Source organism: Pseudomonas sp. UMAB-08, assembly GCF_900095225.1.
GTDB lineage: Bacteria > Pseudomonadota > Gammaproteobacteria > Pseudomonadales > Pseudomonadaceae > Aquipseudomonas.
Window position 1 is genome coordinate 52212 of the sequence record NZ_LT607435.1, and the last position, 18306, is coordinate 70517.

An 18306-nucleotide genomic window follows, 5' to 3' on the forward strand; every position below is an offset into this window, starting at 1 on the left:
GGGGGTTTTGCATTGTGCAGAATTAAGTTTGCCCACCTCCTCCGGCGCCCGACTACACTCGGATTACATCCTTTTGCCTAATTGAGGCTGCCATGCCACGACTGCCGGCCATTATTTTCTTTTACATGATCGGCGCGACAGTAACGGCCAACGCCCTGACCCTTTCTGATGAGGAACATACCTGGCTTAGTTCACACAAAGAACTTCGCCTCGGCGTTGACGCCACATGGCCGCCTTTTGAATTTCGCGATGAAAATGGGCGTTATCAAGGGCTTGCGGCGGACTACGTTGCACTTATCGAGCAGCGGCTCGCCGTCTCATTGCAGCCGATCGAAGCGGTCGGATGGAGTGAGGTTTTAAACAAAGCCAAACGAGGTGAAATAGATTTACTGCCAGGAATAATGTCCACACCGGAGCGCCAGAACTATCTATCGTTTACCCGCCCTTACCTGGATTTCCCGATTGTTATTCTTGCCCATGAAGGCAGCGTACACCCGCACAACCTGCAAGAGCTTTACGGCCTTAAAGTTGCCGTCGTGGACAACTATGCACCTCACGAACTCCTGCGCACCCATCACCCCGATCTAAACCTGGTCGCGCTGCCCAACGTCAGCTCCGCCCTTCAGGCCTTGGCCGCGGACCAGGTAGATGCCGTCGTGAGCGATCTGGCGTCCAGCGTCTGGAGCATGCGTCAACTCAAGCTTGGGGGCATCTACGTAAGCGGTGAGACACCGTATCGCTATCAACTGGCAATGGCTGTTCCGCACGATCAACCCTTGTTGGCCGGTATCCTGGATAAAGCGCTGGCCGACCTGAGCCCAGCGGAAATCAGCAGCATTCAGGAGCGTTGGGTGGGCAGCGTGCTTGATCACCCCAGGTTCTGGCAGAACTTCCTGCGCTACGGGCTTCCCGGGCTGTTGCTGCTGTCCACCGTGCTCATCGTGGTCATTCGCATCAATCGCAGACTGAGCTCGGAAATATCGCGGCGAGTGGATCTGGAACAAGAGCTACGCAGCAGCGAATACCACTATCGCGGGTTGGTCGAAAGCCTCTCGGCCATCGCCTGGGAAGCGAGCATGAGCGATTACACCTACAGCTATGTCTCCCCCCACGCGGAAGATCTGCTCGGTTATCCATTGGCCGACTGGCTCAAACCCGGGTTCTGGCGAAGCATCGTGCACCCGGCAGACATCGAAGAAGCAGAGCGGTTTTGCAATCAGGAGACCTGTTTACGCAGGGACCACAGCCTCGACTATCGCGTCATCAGAGCCGACGGCAAAACCCTCTGGGTACGGGATATTGTCAGCCTGATCGAACATGGCCACGAACCGGTGATGCGCGGTCTGATGATCGACATCAGCGAAACCAAACAAACGGAACACGCCCTGCGCCTATCTGAAGAGAAGTTCGCCTCGGTGTTCAGGCAATGCCCGGACATCCTGGTGATCGCCCGCCTCTCCGACGGCTGCCTGCTTGAGGCCAACAAAGCGTTTGAAGAACAAGTCGGTATCGCTGCCGGGGAGGTCATCGGTAAAACCGCAACCCAGCTCAATATCTGGGGCGTGCCCGGCATTGGTCCAAGCCTGCTGATGCGCCTGCAGGGCGGCAGCATCCGCAACCTGGAGATGCCCTTTCGCCGCCTGGACGGACGCCTGTTCACCGGACTGATATCCGCCGAGCCATTTGACCTCGACTCGACGCCGGCCCTCGTGGTGGTCGTGCGTGACATCAGCCCACTCAAAGAAGCGCAACAGCAACTGCAAATATCCGAGGAGAAATTCGCCAAGGCCTTCCACTCCTCCCCCGATGGCTTGCTCATCACACGCGAAAGCGATGGCCTGCTGATTGAAGTCAATGAAGGCTTCAGCCGGATCACTGGCTACAACAGCGCACTCTCTTTGGATCGCTCGACCCTCGATCTGGGAATCTGGGTCGATCTGAACGAGCGCGCCAAAATGATCGAGCAGCTCAAGCGCGATGGTTTTGTTCGTGACTTCAGCACCCACATTCGGCGCAGGGATGGTCAGATCAGGCTGTGTGAAATGTCCGCGAGGCCGCTGCCAATCGGCGGTGAAGACTGCATGCTGACCATCGCCCGCGACATCACCGAACGCCATCAAATGCAGGAGAAACTGCAACTCGCGGCCACCGTATTCGAGAGCACGGCCGAGGGCGTTTTGATCACCGATACCCAACAGAACATCAGCGCCGTAAACCGCGCGTTTACTGAAATCACCGGTTACAGCGAAGAAGAAGCCCTCGGCCAGACCCCACGTCTGCTCGCGTCAGGCCAGCATGACAGCGCCTTCTACGCCGCCATGTGGTACCAGTTGACGGACGAAGGGCATTGGCAGGGTGAAATCAGCAATAGGCGCAAGAACGGCGAGCTTTATCCAAGCTGGCTGACGATCAGCGCAGTGCGTAACCCCGAGCAGGTCATCACCCATTTCGTTGCGGTGTTCGCCGATATTTCCAGCCTCAAACATGCACAGGCACGTCTCGACTATCAGGCTCACCACGACCCGCTGACCGGTCTGCCCAACCGCACGCTGTTCGAGAGTCGCCTGCAAGCAGCGCTCAGCCATAGCGAGGAAGTCTGTGGCCAGGGCGCAGTGCTTTTCCTCGACCTGGACCGCTTCAAGCACATCAACGACAGCCTCGGCCACCCGGTGGGTGATCTACTGCTCAAAGGCATCGCGTTGCGCCTCAAAGAGCAACTGCGCGACGTGGACACGGTCGCACGCCTGGGTGGCGACGAGTTCATCATCCTGCTGCCCGGCCTGCTACATCCCGGCGACGCCGAAACGGTCGCGAACAAACTGTTGGCGTGCTTCGGCGCGCCGTTCCAGGCAGGCGAACACGAGTTTTTCATCAGCGCGAGCATTGGCACCAGCCTCTTCCCTGCCGACGGCGGCGATGTCGCCACACTGGTCAAAAATGCCGACGCCGCGATGTACCGCTCCAAAGCCAAAGGGCGCAACCGGGTCGAAAGTTATACCCGCGACCTTACCGCACAGGCCAGCGAGCGAATTGCGCTGGAACATGAGCTCAGGCGCGCCATGGAGCGCAACGAACTGAGCCTTTGCTATCAGCCGAAACTGTGCCTGCTGTCAAAACGGCTGGTGGGGGCTGAAGCCCTGATTCGCTGGCGTCACCCAACACTCGGCGACGTGCCCCCGGAACACTTCATCCCCCTGGCTGAAGAAAACGGCATGATCCTGCAGATCGGCGACTGGGTGCTGGAAAGCGCTTGCCGCCAGATGTGCGAGTGGAACAAAAACTACAAACCGTTTGGACCGCTCTCGGTCAACCTGGCTGGCATGCAGCTGCGCCAACCCAACCTGCTGCAACGGATCGAACAACTGCTCAAAGAATCCAATCTCCAGCCCGGCTGCCTGCAACTGGAAATCACCGAAAACTTCATCATGAGTCAGGCCGAAGACGCACTCGCCGTGCTGCACAAACTGAAAAAGCTCGGCGTCCAGCTCGCCATCGACGACTTTGGTACTGGCTACTCATCCCTCAGCTACCTCAAACGCCTGCCACTGGACATCCTGAAGATCGACCAATCCTTCGTCCGCGGCCTACCCGACGACCCTCACGACGCCGCCATCGTCCGCGCCATCATCGCCCTGGGACGCAGCATGCAACTGACCGTCATCGCCGAAGGCGTAGAAACCCTGGAACAGCAGGAATTCCTTGCACAAGAAGGCTGCGAACAAATCCAGGGCTTCATCGTCAGCCTGCCCCTGCGCGCAGAAGAATTCTGTGCGAGGTTTCTTCTTATGAACGTTTCGGATTTTTCGGATAGCACAGCAGGGAAACCATCGTTATAATCCGCGACCTACTGAGGGCCTATAGCTCAGTTGGTTAGAGCAGGGGACTCATAATCCCTTGGTCGTAGGTTCGAGTCCTACTGGGCCCACCATACAAAAAGCCGCGCACTGCGCGGCTTTTGTGTTTCTCGGCATATAGACCCAGGCTCAGGATCGATCCCTGCCAAGCCTCATTACAGGCCTTTCTATTTGGGGTCGAAATGTGAGGTCTTGCTGGCCTCCAGGCCTGACCACAGTTCGTCGATGCCTTTGAAGCCCCAATCTTCAACTCTCTCGCGACTGATAATTCTGTCCTCCCCCGCCCGCTTGGCCAGATCCACTATGGTTTGCTCAATGGGCACTCTGGATCGAGCCGAAAAGAACACCTTCACTTTCGGTGTCAGCAGCGACTTGTCGTGCTGCTCAATGACCACGCCGATGCGCCCGCTTTCCAGGCGAACCAAGGTGCCGACCGGATAGATGCCGATGCATTTCACAAATGCCTGGAATATTTTCTTGTCGAAATGGCCGTCCCATTCGGCCATTTTTCGAATTGAGTCCGCAGGGCACCAACCTTTTTTATAGGGGCGATCAGACGTTATCGCGTCATAGACATCGCAAACAGCTCCCATCCGGGCGAACAGGCTGATCTGCTCACCAGCAAGCCGATGCGGGTAACCGCTGCCATCGTACTTTTCGTGATGGTGAAGGCACACATCCAGTACCCGAGCACTGAAGTGTCGGCTCCCCAGCAACATCTCCGCACCCGCTTCGGGGTGACCGCGCATGGTATCGAACTCGGTATCACTGAGCTTGCCTGGCTTATTGAGGATGGCAATGGGGATGGCCAACTTGCCTACGTCATGCAGCAAACCCGCCATCCCGGCTTCCTTGACCTGCTCAGCCGAAAAGCCCAGTTGGCGGGCTAATGCGATCATCAACCCACAGACGGCGACCGAATGCATGTACGTGTATTCGTCGGACTGCTTCAAGCGCGCCACGCTGATCAGCGCATGGGAATTGCGCAGTAACGAGTTGGAGATGTCCTCGACCAGTCCGCCGATGCCCTCCAGCTCGACCGCGCGGCCCATACGCAAATCACTGAACATCTCGACAACGGCTGCCTTGGAGCGAGAACACAGCTTCAATGCCTGTGATATTTCTTCCTTCAGGGATACTCGAGGCGGCGTAAGGCCCTCTTCTACCTGCTCAGGTGCTTGAGTAGCGGTATCGCTCTCCTCTGATACTTCGCCCGTTTGAGCCGCGCCTGTGTCGCCCCCCTTATCCGTATCAATCCACAGTTCGGAGAGATTGGATGCGAGAATCCGCTGCAGTTCGCTTTCACTTTTGAGCAGAAAGCTGGGCTTCCAGAAAGAGTGGTCGACCCATGAGCCACAAAACTTATGAATGTACATCCCGAGGCAAAGCTCGGTCACTGCAATACGTTTAAGCACGATGAACACCGGCTTGTAATGAAGCGTGGGCATTACCGCTCTACGGAGTTTTAGTTAAAACGATCCCCGAAAAGTCCCCCGGTCATTCGTTTAAACAGAAAATCTCGACACCAACCTGTTCAGGTCTACCGCGAGCCTGGAGAGCTCGCCACTGGCCACAGATGTCTGGCTGGCAGCCGAAGAGCTCTGGATGGAGAGGTTGCGAATGCTGATGAGGTTCTGATCCACTGATCGCGCCACGTGTGCCTGTTCTTCCGAGGCGGTCGCGATCAGCAGGTTCCGTTCATTAATAGCGGAAATGGCCGCAGCTATTTCCGAGATGGCGACCCCGGCTTCATGGGCAATCGAAAGCGTGGCAGTAGCGTCTCCGCTGCTTTGCTTCATCGATTGCACCGCTTTATACGACCCGGCCTGTATGACCTGAATCATTTGCTCGATCTCGTGGGTAGACGTTTGAGTACGGTGCGCAAGCGCCCTGACTTCATCAGCGACGACAGCAAATCCACGACCTTGCTCGCCGGCACGTGCAGCCTCGATGGCGGCATTCAATGCCAGCAGGTTGGTTTGCTCAGCGATTGAGCGAATGACATCAAGTACCTTGGCGATGTCCTGAGCCTGCCGGGCCAGATCCTCCACTTCAGTACTGGTCTGATCGACACTCGAATTAAGCTTTTCAATCGAGCCAATGGTCTGACGAACTCTTTCCTGCCCGGTTTTAGCCGAGCGCTCGGACGCCTGCGTCGAATGCGACGCCGAAACGGCATTGCGCGCGACTTCCTCCACTGCGGCGGTCATCTCATTAACGGCGGTAGCCGCTTGTTCGGTTTCCATGCTTTGTTGCTGGATGCCCGCGGTGGACTCCTTCGTGATCGCGCTCATCTCTTCTGCGGCGGAGGCCAGTTGGCTGGAGGAATCCGATATATGCTGGATCGTAGTTTTGAGACTTAGGAGCATCGCAGCCGTCGCCGTTTGAAGGTCAGTCAGTTCATCTGAACCCGTGACGTCCACTGCGGCCCGCAGGTCCCCGGCAGCGATTTGCTTAGTTGCACCCAGCAGCGCCAGAACAGGCACGGTAATACTACGGGTAAACGCAGTAGCTACCAAAATCGTTATAATAACCGCGCCAACGACAAATACGATCGTCAGGGTCAATCCGCTTTCAAAACTATTACGCGCACTCTGACCCGTCAGCTCAGCGCCCTCTTCATTCAGTCGGATCAAGTCATCAACCGAGGCCTGCAGCGCTTTTGCCGAGGGGCTGGTGACGTCGCGAATGAACACCGTGAGTTCTGCAACAGGCTTCGTCTTACTGAGCTCCATGAGCTCGTCTATTTTGGCTTCGTATGCTGCGACGTTGCGGCTGACTTGCTTATATTTATCCCCTTCTTCGGGACTGGAAACAAGGGGAGCATACGCGTCGGAAATCTGTGTCAACGTCGCCTTCAACGTATTCAACTTTGTTCGTGAAGCGGCACTTTGCCGGTCGTCATCCATCACGAAACGCCGTGCATCGAGGCGATAAAGCAGGCCAGCGGCTTCGATTTTCGAGGCTTGGCGCACACTGGGTAACCAGTTGGTTTGAAGATCAATCACTGACGTATTAATGGCGCTCATTTTATAGAGTTCTGTTCCGCCAAGCCCTACCAGGAGGAGACAGATGATGCCAAAACTGATGAGGGCTCTTGTATTCAGCTTGATATTTCGTAACGTCATAATGAGCGCCTTATTATTGTCAGATAACGCACTTTCACAGTAATACCACCGTGACATTGCTTATGTGAATATTGTGTCAAAAACATCCCATCAAAGTTTAAACTGACTCACAACTTTTCCTAGCCGCTTGGCATCTTCACCTGCCGCCTTACCACGGGCCAGTGTACTTTCAGACAGTTTGACAGTCCGCACCGCCACGTCGGCCACATTACTGATGCGTTGGTTGATTTCGTCGCTGACTGTCGATTGTTCACGTGCGGCCTCGGCGATCTGCGAACTCATCTCCGAAACGGATGCCACCAGCGTGCTGATGCGGATTAAAGCCTGACCCGCTGATTCAACCTGCACGACACCTCTTTCGGCATGTCCACAACTGTCTTCCATGACCTTCACTGCTTGCCTGGACGTATTTTGCAGGCGCTCTATCATCCCTTGAATTTCCTGGGTGGAAGCCTGCGTTCGACTGGCCAGCGTCCGCACCTCGTCGGCGACCACAGCAAAACCTCGACCTTGCTCACCCGCGCGCGCCGCTTCAATTGCAGCGTTGAGCGCCAGTAGATTGGTCTGTTCGGCAATAGTGCGGATAACTTCTAGAACGCCACCGATGGATCGCGAGTGTGTTTCCAGGGCTTGAATGACTTCGGCGGCCCCCCGTACCTCATCGGCCAACGTGTGGATATCAGCGATTGTCTGGTTGATTGCACCCAGTGCCACCTGCGCCTGGCGATCCGCATCGCCGGTTTGTGTGGAGCTGGCCTGGGCATTGGAAGCGACCCCTTGAACCGTTGCAGCCATCTGATTGACAGCAGTGGCCACCTGTTCAATTTCAACGCGCAGTACTTCAGCGCTTTGCTCGGCAGCCTGTGCGTCATTGACCAACTGACTGGACGAGTCGCCCAAGGTGTTACCGACTTCGGCCACGGTCGATATTTGCAGACGCAGCCCAGCCACAAACTTATTGAAATCAGCGACTACTTCACCGATTTCGTCGTCATTGTCCTGGCCTAAGGTATGGCTAAGATCGCCTGTTCCCGCACTCAAATCCTGCAATGAATGAGACAAGTGATTTAGCGGCGGCAGCACTCGACGACTGATCAACCATAGCGTGCCGAGCATGAACACCAACACCAGTGCCCAAGCCAGCAAATTATTAACTTTAAGAGATTCGCGTACCGTGTCGGTTATAGCGAGGTTGGCTCTGTAGTTTTCAGCCAAGGGGCCGTGAAGAGCCGCAAAGCTTCGGATAACCTCATCCGAATGCCGGTCAAACGCCTCCATTACTTTATCGCCAGCAACTTTGCCTGAGACGGTGTATGCCTGAAACATTTGCTCGCCTACGCTATCAAGCCGCTCCATCGGCTCACGCGCAGCCTCCAGCTCACGACTGAGTTCCGGAACCAGACGCTTAAGCTCAATCAGTTTCTCGAGAGCCCGCTGAAAATGCTGGTGGCCTTCGCTTGCAGCTTCTCGGTCGCCGGTCAAACTGGCGTCGGTATAAAACTGCTGTACCTGCGCTGTGTGGTAGCGCAGTTCTTGCGCGCCTTCCTGGGCCTCGCTGAGGTTCCCCAGCTGTTTGCCCAAATCGTCTAACCGGTTGACTTGATAAGACGTCCACAATGAAAGACCCAGCGCTACAAGGATGAGTACGGTCGCGCTACACAGCATCAAGCGTGCAATGTTGAACTTCAAAACTTTAATCCTTCATGCACGTGGAGGTGGAATGACAACACCAAGCCTGCAAAGGTCGTCATATCATTTAAATGCTCAAGCCTGCTTATATTGAAACCAATTTGCACCCATTTTCACCAAGTTGTACGAATAAACAGTAGAGGTGAAAACGTCACTTCCTAACGTGCTCGTACAACTCACTCTGCGAACAACCGGGAAGGTGCCAATATTTTTTGCCTGCGCCACCTGCCAGCAAAGCTATACACAAATAAAAGATTGTACAAGTACTGCATAGAAACAAATGACACATTTCGTAACTAGTTAGGCGGCTAAGGACCGCGCAAGAAGCTGACGTTCACTCATGGTCGCCAGATCGGCCGCCACCAAACGGCTCAAGCACGGGCTTGTTACGTTTGGATACATCTTAATATCCCCTTAAGCTTCAGCTGCCAAGTTCGCGTCGCTTTCACCATTAGCCGCGCGAGGCATGAGCATGAAAATTCGTTTCCCCAGGCACCACAACCTGACTATTGCTCTGCACTGGACAACCTTCGGGATCATTATCTTCGCCGTTTGCGCGGTGCTGCTGCGTGATGTTGTCGAGGCCAGTGAAGTACGCCTTCTCCTGCTCAACCTTCACCGGTCCTTCGGCGTCGTTATTTTGCTGCTTGTTGTGGCACGTCTGATCGCTCGCTTTCGCATTTCATCTGAGCATGTCTCTGCCAGTTTGCCGAAAGGCATTCGTCTTCTTTCGCAGGCCGCGCACACGGCGCTCTATCTGTTCTTGTTGGCACTGCCTGTCACCGGATGGTTGTTCAGCAATGCGGCGGGTAAAGCCGTCAGTCTCTTCGGGCTAGTGAACTTGCCAGAGCTGATCGCAAAAAACCGTGATCTGGCTGACCAACTCGGTGATGTGCACGAAACCCTGGCATGGCTATTCATCGCGCTGATCGGTGCGCATGTCGGCGCAGCCCTTTGGCATCACTTCTGGCGTAAGGATGACGTCCTGCGCTCCATGCTTCCTGTACGCCTATTGAGAACGCTTGCGCCCATAAACAAGGGCTGAACAAAGCTATCGACATGGGGCACGGACACGTACCGGAACAGCCACAACACGTAAAAAAATCGCACTGAGCCAGCAAGGAAACGTCATGCAGTACACGGACAATAATCATCCCCTCACCTCGATTCACCGGCGCATCAGGCGCAGTCGCATGGGTAGCTGGGCAGCTTTGGCGCTTTGCCTGAGCCTGCCGTACCAAGCCAATGCCTTGCCAAGCTTCGCCCGCCAGACCGGTCAGGCTTGCACGGCGTGCCATATTGGCGCCTTTGGTCCGCAGCTCACGCCGTATGGCCAGAAATTCAAGATCGGTGGCTATACCGAAAAAGGCGGCTCCGACGCAGGTGGCCCAGAATCCCTGTTGTCGGCCATGCTGGTCGGTACCGTCGAGCACACGAGCAAAAAGCTTCCGGACAATGCCGGCCCTTACGATGGCAAGAACGACAACTTGTCGCTCCAGGAAGCCTCCGTGTTTGCCGCTGGCGGTGTGTCCGAGCATTTTGGCGGCCTCGCTCAAGCCACTTACTCCGACATTGATCGCAAAACCGTACTTGATAACGTCGATCTGCGTTATGCCACAACCACCACGCTGGCAGGAAAAGACACCGTTTTTGGTCTGTCGCTGAACAACAATCCGACGGTCCAGGATCCCTGGAACACTACGCCAGCCTGGGGCTTTCCCTACATGACAGCCGAGCTGGCGCCTGCCCCAAGTGGTTCGCCGCTTATTGCTGGAGGGCTGGAGCACCAAGTGATGGGGCTAACGGGCTACGCCTTCTGGGACGACAACATCTACGTTGAACTCGGCGCTTACCGCAGCCAATCTCTTTGGATGCTGAAAAAGACCAACGTGGCGCAAACCAGCGCCGACGTGAGCCAGATAAGTGGTTTGTCGCCCTATTGGCGCGTGGCATACACCAACTCATTTAACCGGCAGAATTTCAGCGCCGGGTTGTTCGGCATGAACGCCGACATACACCCCGGTTCGACGTCCGGAGCGACGGATAAATACCGGGATATCGGCGTCGATGCGAGCTACCAGTTTCTGGGCACTCGCCGCCATGTCTTCACTCTCAACAGCAGCTTGATCCATGAGAAAAAGACCCTGGATGCTTCGCTCGCTGCCGGGGATGTTGGTCGTAGCGACAACACGACCAACGCGCTGAACCTGAACGGCTCGTACTACTTCGACAATACCTACGGCGTCACCTTGGGCTACTTCAACAACTTCGGTTCCAAGGAAGACACCACCGCCTTCACATCGAACCCTCTGGACGGCAGTCGCACAGGCCTTACGGACACCAGCGGCTACATACTTCAGGCCGACTGGTCACCGTTCGGCAAAGAAAATTCGTGGGGTGCGCCGCTGGCCAACGTACGGTTGGGCGCGCAATACACGATGTATAGCCGCTACAACGGTTCAAGTACTAACTACGACGGCAATGGCCGCGATGCATCAGATAACGACACCTTGATGCTGATGATATGGACTGCCTTTTAATGCATGCCGGAGAGGTTCAAATGCAAACACGTAGAGCAGCACCCCTTCAGAAACTGGTCTTGACCGCGCTTACATGCATGGCGCTGACGCAGTTTGCATCGCCTGCGAGCGCCGCCGACGCGACTGCCGGAGCTGACTCGTTCGACGCCAACTGCTCGGACTGTCACAGCCTGGCCAAACCGTTGAAAAACAAGAAAGGCCCCAGCCTGGTCGGCGTACTCGGTCGCCCATCGGCCAGCGTGCCGGGCTTCGACTATTCCGACGCCATGAAGGCCGCGAACCTGAAGTGGACTGCTGATAAGCTCGACGCTTACATCGCCAATCCAAAAGCCGTAGTGCCCGAAGATAAAATGAAGTTCAAGGGCCTGCCGGATGCCAAGGAACGCGGTGATTTGATCGAGTTTTTATCGCAGCAAAAATAAGCGCTTCGCGGTGATCTTCAGCCGCTGATTCGCTTTGCAAGAAAGCCGCGCATTGCGCGGCTTTCTGCGTTTCCGAGGGTGCACAGTGACGACCTTGTCATTTAGCCCCCCCTACAACTTTTTCATTGAGTCACCCTGACGCTCCCAATCATTTGCGGGTGCAAGATGCAGAAATACTCAAATGTGCCGGGTATCAAGAACGTGTAGGAAAAAGAGTCATTGGTATCCAATGCCCCTGACCGGAACACCTTGTTCACTTCAGCGACCGTGTGGGGCACCTGATCATCATTCACCCAGGTCACTTTTGTGCCAACCGCAACCGTTAGCTCTTTCGGCGAATACATGAACTCTTTTATGTCGATTTGTATGTCTTGCGCCCACGTTGAGGCCGAGGCCAACAAGCCGCTCAGGGCAAGCATCTGCGCATATTTTTTCATAGGGATAGGTTCATTAAATAAGCGTTGAGTTGATCAATGCCAACGGGTGATCGCCTTGTGTCGCCTTGACGTCGGTTATCCCCAGATAATTACGCAACTGATCCGCAGGCACGGTCATGGGACCGGGGGCGGGGGCAGTGCCTGGAGCCGGTTGGGGATAAGACGTAGAGCGCGCAGTGTGGAAGGTGATGTTTCCCTCAACCTTCTGAATGACTTGATGAATGTGACCGTTGAGGACCGTCACCGAGCCATACTTTCGAAGCATTGCGATGGCCTGATCACCGTCCTCGGTTCCCCAACCCCAAGGCTGATAGATAGTCCACAGCGGGATATGGGTGAACACAACGACGGGCGTGCTGGTTGCTACCGCGCGTAAATCATCTGCCAACCATTGCAACTGGTCAGCACCGAGAGTCGCTTCACGACCTGGCTGAAAATCAAAGACATTTACCAGGCCAATGAAATGCACACCATGGTCATCGAAGCTGTACCACCCGTTGCCTTTTGTGCCTTTACCATATCGAGCCAGATACGCTTTGCCACCACCTTCATCAAGCGTGTCGTGCTCGCCCGGTACGTAGTGCACAGTCGACGGCAGGCGCTTCAGCACCTGATCGGCGGTGTCGAACTCGTCCTCTTTAGAGAGATGGGTAATGTCACCGGTGTGCAAAATAAGTGAGGGCTTTTTCGGCAGGGCGATGACCTTGTCGATTGCCAGTTGCAATGTTTTGAGCGGTTCGGGGTTAGCTTCTTTGTTGAAACCGATATGCGTGTCGCTTATCTGCACAAAGTGAAAGTCGCTGGCCAGTACATCTCCTTTCAATACCGTCCCGGCATCATCCAGTGCAAATGCACGCGGAATGCCACCGCTCATCACCCATAGCACCCCCGCGCCCGCCCACGCCGAACATTTCAAGAGTTCTCTTCGGCTAAGACCGCGGCGTTCATCGGTCACGTCTTCAGGTGTGTTCGGACCCGTTTTCATAAAGACTCCTCAAGGTGTGGTTTGCAGTGAACAGGCTGTCAGGGTCTATAACTAGCGAAGGGGCATTTTTATTCCACGATCAAAAATATTGCGGCATGAGGGAATAAAACCGGCCGAATGAGAGTTGATAACGAGATGAGACTGAGCCACACAGCCGATATGAAGCGTTTTGATGAGCTGTTAGCGCCGCACATGGACGCGGCTTACAACCTCGCACGGTGGCTCACCGCCAACGAAAGTGCTGCACATGATGTTGTGCAGGAAAGCGCTTTAAAGGCGTTTAAATTCCTCCATCGTTTTGAGGGCGGGAATGCCAAGGCGTGGCTGCTGACCATTGTCCGCAACGAAAGCTATAACTGGCTCAAGGCCTCGGCAGGCCACCGATGGATCGCGATAGGTGAAGGCATATCGGAAGATGATATGGCGCTCAGTCATGCGCTGACGCCGGAGATTGACGCCATACGTACGGAAGATGCCGCACTCCTTCAGCAGGCACTCAAAGCCCTGCCACCGGTGTTCCGTGAGGTGATCGTTTTAAAGGCATTGGAAGACATGCCTTACAAGGACATTGCGAAGGTGACTGACGTACCGCTGGGCACGGTCATGTCGCGGTTGGCACGGGCGCGAGCCATGCTCAAAAATGAATTTATGAAGTTGTACCGCCATGAATGAGATGAACTGTGGTCTGTGCCACACGCTGATGCACGGCTATCTGGACAACGAGCTGGAAACGCCAGTGCAGGAACAGCTTGCCGAGCATTTGGGGAACTGTTCCGAATGCACGCAGCGACTCGAAGAAATGAAACGACTGGCACATGCCGTAAAGGCACACGCCCCTTACTACAGAGCGCCCGTGTCGCTTACCGAAAGCATACGTTCCAGCCTTCAATCGCCGCCCGCGTCCAAGACAAGTACCTGGAGGATGCTATGCAACTGGGGCGCCCCCGTTTTGTCGGCCGCAGTATTTACGGCAGCACTATTCCTCTACGCAGAAACCCCGTCCAGTGACGACATCTGGACGGATGAAGCCGTCTCAAGCCATGTACGCTCACTCATGGGCGAGCATTTAATGGATATCGCTTCCTCCGACAAACACACCGTCAAACCCTGGTTTACTGGCAAACTTGATTTTTCACCCCCCGTGTATGACTTCTCCGCCCAGGGGTTTCCTCTCCTTGGCGGACGCCTGGACTATCTGCAGCATCAGACCGCAGCCGCACTCTCCTACCGCCATGACAAACACATCATCAACACGTTTGTTGTACCCACGACACAAGCAGACAGTGGACTGCAAAGCCAATCAAAACGTGGCTATAACATCGTGTCCTGGCGCCAGAACCACATGCGTTTCATCATCGTCTCCGATCTGGACAAACAACAACTGGAAACCTTGGGCCAACTGACTCGAAAAGGCCTGTAGGTTTAGCGACGGGGTATCAGCTCCGTAACGGTTTACTGAGGGGAATATGGCTTGTCACGTAATTAACCAGCTTCTCCAGACTCGCTGCGATCAGTTCATTACCCGTGTCGAGGGTCAGTTCAGGATCCTCCGGCGCTTCATACGGCGCACTGACACCGGTGAATTCAAGCAGCTCGCCCGCATGCGCTTTCCTGTACAGACCTTTAGGGTCTCGTGCCTCGCACGTCGCGAGGTCGGCTGCGATATGAATTTCGTGAAACATCTGGCCGATCGAATCACGTGCACGCGCACGGTCCTCGCGGTAAGGGGAAATAAACGCGGTGATGCAAATCAAGCCCGCGTCGGCAAACAAGCCCGCCGCCTCCCCCACTCGCCGTATGTTCTCGGTTCTGTCTTGCGCACTGAAACCGAGATTGGCATTCAAGCCTCTGCGCACGTTGTCACCGTCAAGCACATAGCAGGAATACCCCATCTCCGTCAGGGCGAACTCCAGCGCCATGGACAAAGAGGATTTACCCGAAGCAAAGAGCCCGGTCAGCCACAATACCGCGCCGCTATGGCCATAATGCGCTTTACGGTCCGACGCAGTCAGTGAGTGCGGTACGGCGGTCAGGTTGTTATTCATCGTCAGAATCCTGTGGCGCATAAAGGTGGGATCTTGAGCAGGTCCGGCCAGCGGCCAGCCCAGTCGCTTTCATGATTCATGCCCGGCACGACATGAGTTTGTGCACATCGGCCGCCAGTGGCAGCGACGAAACGTTGCGCAATCAAAGGTGGCACGACAGTGTCATCGCCGCCACTGAAGTGAATCTGCGCGATGCTCGCTACTTGAGGGGCAACGTCGATGGCATTGAGCGATCCCGGCATTGCCGACACATGGTGGAGGCGATTGACCTCGGCATGATCAAGATTACCGGCCACGGTACGCAATGATGCAACATCGTTGCGCCGGGCTGCAATCAACACGGCCAGTGCGCCGCCGCCCGAATACCCAACCAGATGGATGCGCTGCCCAGGGACTTGATCGGCGTAGTGGGTCACCGCCTGATTCATGGCAACGACGACTTCATCGGCGAAGCGCTTGTTAGTCCAGTAGGCTTTATCACAGCGTGGATTGGCAGCCATCGGCGTGAACTGGCAAGGGCGCGCCAGATAAACCACGTTGGCCGCAGGGTCAGCCGCCGCCAACGCCAAGCCCAGCGCCTGATGCGGTGTCGGATTGGTGGACGGCTCGGTACGCGAACGCCAGGCCAGACCATCGCCCTCGATGTAGACGGTCAATGGCAAGTCAGGACGGGTTATCCGATAAAAACTGGTCAGCACGAAGGGCTCTGTATTGACCTGAGCACGATGCAAGTTCGCGGTTTGCGCCATGGCGTCAGCATGCAGGTTCGGATCGGCACAACCCGCGAGCATCCCCAGCATCATGTACAAGCACGCGAACAGAATGAACGGCAGCCGCGCACGTGAGTGCTTCATGCTTCGGTAACTCTCAGTGCTTGGTAAGCTTGGCGCACAGCCAGATCCGGCCGGCCAAACGTGTGTGCCATCAGCCCCAGCAGATGCAGGGCGTCAGGCGGCTGTGGCCGTTTGTCCAAAATGCGCTGGCACAGCTGCTCGGCCTGCTGTGCCTGACCCGAGCTCCAATGCGTATAAGCCAGGGTCACGGCTTCAGACATCGTGATTTGCGGGCCATCGAAAGACGTTGGTGTACCGCTCATACAGGACCTTCTAAAAGAGGTGGGCACTATGGCGTAACGGATTCGTATCCGCCGTCGCCCAGAATCTAAAACGCCCACTTTCTATGACAGCAAAGTGGGCGTTAACCGCTAAACCGAATTTAACGGATTAGAAGTCCCAACGCACCTGCACATCGCCGGTGTTGGCGGCGTAACCGCTGGCCGCTTCAAGGGTGTACTTCGCCCCGACGCTCAGGTTCTGGCTGCGCATCAACGTCACGCCAAGGGCCAATACGCCGGTGTCGGCGATGGTTTTCGCGCCCGTGGTGGTGAAGCTGGTGGCACCCGAAGTATCGGCCGCATAGTTGGAAACCGACTGCAGGCCTTTGTCGTGGTACTCATGACGCCAGGTCAGTTGCGCCGATGGCACTACGTTGCCATATGGCGTGCCGAAGGAGCGCTCCAGCTTGGCGCCCAGATCGCTCTTCAGCGAACCGATATTGTCGGAGTTGACGCTCAACGCTGCGCCGTCGCCATTTTTCTCGGTGTAGCTGTCCTGGCGCAGGGTGCTGTAGGTCAAGCCGGCAATCGGTGTCAGCACGGTGTTGGCCATCTTCGAGCCGAGATCGATCGGGTAACCGGCCAATACCGAGGCGATGTACTGCATGCCATCGTGCTGGCCTTTAGCGGTGCTGCTAAAGCCGGGGAAGCTGACTTCACGCGTGGTGTCGTATTGGTGCTGAATCGCACCGAGCGACATATCCACATACCAAGGGCTGCCGGTGTAGCTGGCGTAGCCGAACAGACCGTAGGACTTCACATCGGCCGAACTGCCGGAGTTATTGCCGTCGTTGTTCACTGTGGTTTTCGTGTAGCTGAACACACCACCCGCACGCCAGCTGTCGTTCAGCGCGGCATCCGCACCGAGCAACATGCCGCTGTAATGAGCGTGGTAGCCCGCGACATCGTCGCGCTCACCCAAACGAGAAGTGCCGCCGAAGCCTTGGCCCCACAGGCCGGTGCTGCTGGCGCTTTCGCCGGTGGCGATACCGCTGCCGTTATTACCATTCTGTGCGGTGCGCAGGCCATCAACGTGCGCGGTGGTGACATTCAGCACTTGCACGGTGGAAGCAGTAGACGCCTGAGTGGCCGCCGACAGGGTCGCGGTCGGGCTCAACTGGGCGCCGGCGCGGTTGCCCGAAGCGGAAGAATCAAGCGCGGCGGCGGCGTTGAACAGGTTCATCACGCCGGCATCGTAGCCGCTGTAATTGAACAGTCCGGCCAAGGTTGCGGTTCCACCGGTGCTGGTCGCCTGATTGATCGGGGCGTAAGACGTTGGTGTCGTCTCTGGCGGTGTGACCGGTGTTATGACCTGTATCGCACTGCCCAGGGTCAGCAGCAAGTTGGTGTTGCTGCCATCCTCCACGCTGCTACCCGTCACGTTATAACCCGCCGCCGTGTAATGCAGGCTGCTTGCGTTGTAGTTGGTGACGGAAGAGTTGGTACCCACATTGAGAGACTGAACACTGACCAAGTCAGTATTCGGATTGGTAATAATGATCGGTGCTGTGGTGGTAAGGGCCTGAATCACCACATAGCGCTGGCCTTGAGCAAACCCATACGAGCCTAGCTGTTTCAACCCCACCGAAGAACCCGAGTCGATAGTCGCGGTACCGGACACCATCAAACGACCATAGCCGTCGTTTTTACCGACAACGCCAGTAGTGGTTACTGGGTTGCTGCCTACCCCAAGGATCAGGCTGGCGTTGGTGCCTTGGCTGTAATTACCATCGACATTGATCGAGTTGTTAACTTGTAGCGTGGCGCCAACGTTGGAAAGCGTATGGCCTTCAAGATAGACCGTGTCATTGACTAATAGATTGCCAGAACCGAATACAAGATCGGAGTTTGCGTTATTGATCTGACCAATATTATCTGCCCCGGCGCCATAATTCTTTGTCTTACTGTCAAGCAGTGAACCTGTGAGCAAGCCAAAGGTGGAGCCGCTTCCGCCATTGATTGTCAGGTCTTTCGTGGCATCATTCTGGATCGTGCCCGCGATCGTCCCGGAGTTGGTAACCGTGCCTAGGGAAACTCTGGAAAAGACTTCCAAATCTGGTGAAATACGCCTGCCCCACGAACTGAACGGTTG

At 55.9% G+C, this 18306-nt stretch carries 16 protein-coding genes, 1 tRNA gene and 1 pseudogene; 8 read left to right on the forward strand and 10 right to left on the reverse strand.

Annotation, left to right across the window (positions count from 1 at the left end; translation table 11 throughout):
• Positions 1 to 92 precede the first annotated feature (92 nt).
• The gene (locus K0F75_RS23600) at positions 93 to 3836 is read left to right on the forward strand and encodes a bifunctional diguanylate cyclase/phosphodiesterase (RefSeq protein WP_219064380.1); all 3744 of its coding nucleotides are present in this window, start codon (positions 93 to 95) and stop codon (positions 3834 to 3836) included.
• Positions 3837 to 3851: 15 nt separating this feature from the next.
• Positions 3852 to 3928, forward strand: a tRNA-Ile gene (locus K0F75_RS23605).
• Positions 3929 to 4021: 93 nt separating this feature from the next.
• Here K0F75_RS23605 and K0F75_RS23610 read toward each other — a convergent pair.
• The 4 genes and pseudogenes from K0F75_RS23610 to K0F75_RS26375 all read right to left on the reverse strand — a co-directional run.
• A complete protein-coding gene (locus K0F75_RS23610; RefSeq protein WP_219064395.1) occupies positions 4022 to 5269 on the reverse strand; it encodes an HD-GYP domain-containing protein in 1248 nt (415 codons plus the stop codon).
• A gap of 90 nt (positions 5270 to 5359) precedes the next feature.
• Positions 5360 to 7039 (reverse strand): methyl-accepting chemotaxis protein, encoded by a 1680-nt coding sequence (locus tag K0F75_RS23615; protein ID WP_374029257.1) that lies wholly within the window; start codon positions 7037 to 7039, stop codon positions 5360 to 5362.
• Positions 7040 to 7072: 33 nt separating this feature from the next.
• Positions 7073 to 7777, reverse strand: coding sequence for a methyl-accepting chemotaxis protein (locus K0F75_RS26370; RefSeq protein ID WP_374029263.1), 705 nt, complete (start codon positions 7775 to 7777; stop codon positions 7073 to 7075).
• Positions 7778 to 7930: 153 nt separating this feature from the next.
• Positions 7931 to 8338 (reverse strand): annotated as a pseudogene (locus K0F75_RS26375) (HAMP domain-containing protein); the annotation flags it as partial.
• On the opposite strand from K0F75_RS26375, the gene K0F75_RS23625 reads away from it, so the two are divergent.
• The 4 genes from K0F75_RS23625 (at position 8309) to K0F75_RS23640 (ending at position 11633) form a co-directional block, all read left to right on the forward strand.
• Entirely contained in the window at positions 8309 to 8572 is a 264-nt protein-coding gene (locus K0F75_RS23625) for a hypothetical protein (RefSeq protein ID WP_219064383.1), read from the forward strand. The pseudogene K0F75_RS26375 and the gene K0F75_RS23625 overlap by 30 nt on opposite strands.
• Before the next feature lie 571 nt (positions 8573 to 9143).
• Positions 9144 to 9716, forward strand: a complete 573-nt coding sequence (locus tag K0F75_RS23630; protein WP_219064384.1) for a cytochrome b — start codon at positions 9144 to 9146, stop codon at positions 9714 to 9716.
• Positions 9717 to 9864: 148 nt separating this feature from the next.
• Positions 9865 to 11211 (forward strand): hypothetical protein, encoded by a 1347-nt coding sequence (locus K0F75_RS23635; protein WP_219064385.1) that lies wholly within the window; start codon positions 9865 to 9867, stop codon positions 11209 to 11211.
• A gap of 20 nt (positions 11212 to 11231) precedes the next feature.
• Positions 11232 to 11633: a cytochrome c family protein gene (locus tag K0F75_RS23640; protein WP_219064386.1), complete on the forward strand. Its 402-nt coding sequence runs from the start codon at positions 11232 to 11234 to the stop codon at positions 11631 to 11633.
• Between the two features lie 122 nt (positions 11634 to 11755).
• Here K0F75_RS23640 and K0F75_RS23645 read toward each other — a convergent pair whose 3' ends face one another.
• Together K0F75_RS23645 and K0F75_RS23650 are read right to left on the reverse strand one after the other, a co-directional pair.
• Positions 11756 to 12070 (reverse strand): cupredoxin family copper-binding protein, encoded by a 315-nt coding sequence (locus K0F75_RS23645; protein ID WP_219064387.1) that lies wholly within the window; start codon positions 12068 to 12070, stop codon positions 11756 to 11758.
• Between the two features lie 13 nt (positions 12071 to 12083).
• Positions 12084 to 13055 (reverse strand): metallophosphoesterase, encoded by a 972-nt coding sequence (locus K0F75_RS23650; protein WP_219064388.1) that lies wholly within the window; start codon positions 13053 to 13055, stop codon positions 12084 to 12086.
• 159 nt (positions 13056 to 13214) lie between these two features.
• On the opposite strand from K0F75_RS23650, the gene K0F75_RS23655 reads away from it, so the two are divergent.
• Together K0F75_RS23655 and K0F75_RS23660 are read left to right on the forward strand one after the other, a co-directional pair.
• Positions 13215 to 13727: a sigma-70 family RNA polymerase sigma factor gene (locus K0F75_RS23655; RefSeq protein WP_219064389.1), complete on the forward strand. Its 513-nt coding sequence runs from the start codon at positions 13215 to 13217 to the stop codon at positions 13725 to 13727.
• Positions 13720 to 14475 (forward strand): anti-sigma factor, encoded by a 756-nt coding sequence (locus K0F75_RS23660; RefSeq protein WP_219064390.1) that lies wholly within the window; start codon positions 13720 to 13722, stop codon positions 14473 to 14475. Before K0F75_RS23655 ends, K0F75_RS23660 begins: the two co-directional genes overlap by 8 nt.
• Positions 14476 to 14491: 16 nt before the next feature.
• On the opposite strand, the gene cysC is transcribed toward K0F75_RS23660, so the two are convergent.
• The 4 genes from cysC to K0F75_RS23680 all read right to left on the reverse strand — a co-directional run.
• Positions 14492 to 15109, reverse strand: coding sequence for an adenylyl-sulfate kinase (cysC, locus tag K0F75_RS23665; protein WP_374029264.1), 618 nt, complete (start codon positions 15107 to 15109; stop codon positions 14492 to 14494).
• Positions 15103 to 15954: a S9 family peptidase gene (locus K0F75_RS23670; protein ID WP_219064392.1), complete on the reverse strand. Its 852-nt coding sequence runs from the start codon at positions 15952 to 15954 to the stop codon at positions 15103 to 15105. Before K0F75_RS23670 ends, cysC begins: the two co-directional genes overlap by 7 nt.
• Entirely contained in the window at positions 15951 to 16196 is a 246-nt protein-coding gene (locus K0F75_RS23675; protein ID WP_219064393.1) for a tetratricopeptide repeat protein, read from the reverse strand. The genes K0F75_RS23670 and K0F75_RS23675 overlap by 4 nt, the downstream gene beginning before the upstream one ends.
• A gap of 127 nt (positions 16197 to 16323) precedes the next feature.
• On the reverse strand, positions 16324 to 18306 hold a 1983-nt coding region (locus tag K0F75_RS23680; RefSeq protein ID WP_219064394.1), incomplete at its 5' end, for an autotransporter domain-containing protein.

Coding starts and splice junctions, on each gene's coding strand:
- K0F75_RS23645 (WP_219064387.1), bottom strand. CDS start 12,070: ATGAAAAAATATGCGCAGATGCTTGCCCTGAGCGGCTTGTTGGCCTCG.
- K0F75_RS23650 (WP_219064388.1), bottom strand. CDS start 13,055: ATGAAAACGGGTCCGAACACACCTGAAGACGTGACCGATGAACGCCGC.
- K0F75_RS23655 (WP_219064389.1), top strand. CDS start 13,215: ATGAAGCGTTTTGATGAGCTGTTAGCGCCGCACATGGACGCGGCTTAC.
- K0F75_RS26370 (WP_374029263.1), bottom strand. CDS start 7,777: ATGGCTGCAACGGTTCAAGGGGTCGCTTCCAATGCCCAGGCCAGCTCC.
- K0F75_RS23635 (WP_219064385.1), top strand. CDS start 9,865: ATGGGTAGCTGGGCAGCTTTGGCGCTTTGCCTGAGCCTGCCGTACCAA.
- K0F75_RS23600 (WP_219064380.1), top strand. CDS start 93: ATGCCACGACTGCCGGCCATTATTTTCTTTTACATGATCGGCGCGACA.
- K0F75_RS23675 (WP_219064393.1), bottom strand. CDS start 16,196: ATGAGCGGTACACCAACGTCTTTCGATGGCCCGCAAATCACGATGTCT.
- K0F75_RS23660 (WP_219064390.1), top strand. CDS start 13,720: ATGAATGAGATGAACTGTGGTCTGTGCCACACGCTGATGCACGGCTAT.
- K0F75_RS23640 (WP_219064386.1), top strand. CDS start 11,232: ATGCAAACACGTAGAGCAGCACCCCTTCAGAAACTGGTCTTGACCGCG.
- K0F75_RS23670 (WP_219064392.1), bottom strand. CDS start 15,954: ATGAAGCACTCACGTGCGCGGCTGCCGTTCATTCTGTTCGCGTGCTTG.
- K0F75_RS23630 (WP_219064384.1), top strand. CDS start 9,144: ATGAAAATTCGTTTCCCCAGGCACCACAACCTGACTATTGCTCTGCAC.
- K0F75_RS23615 (WP_374029257.1), bottom strand. CDS start 7,039: ATGTCACGGTGGTATTACTGTGAAAGTGCGTTATCTGACAATAATAAG.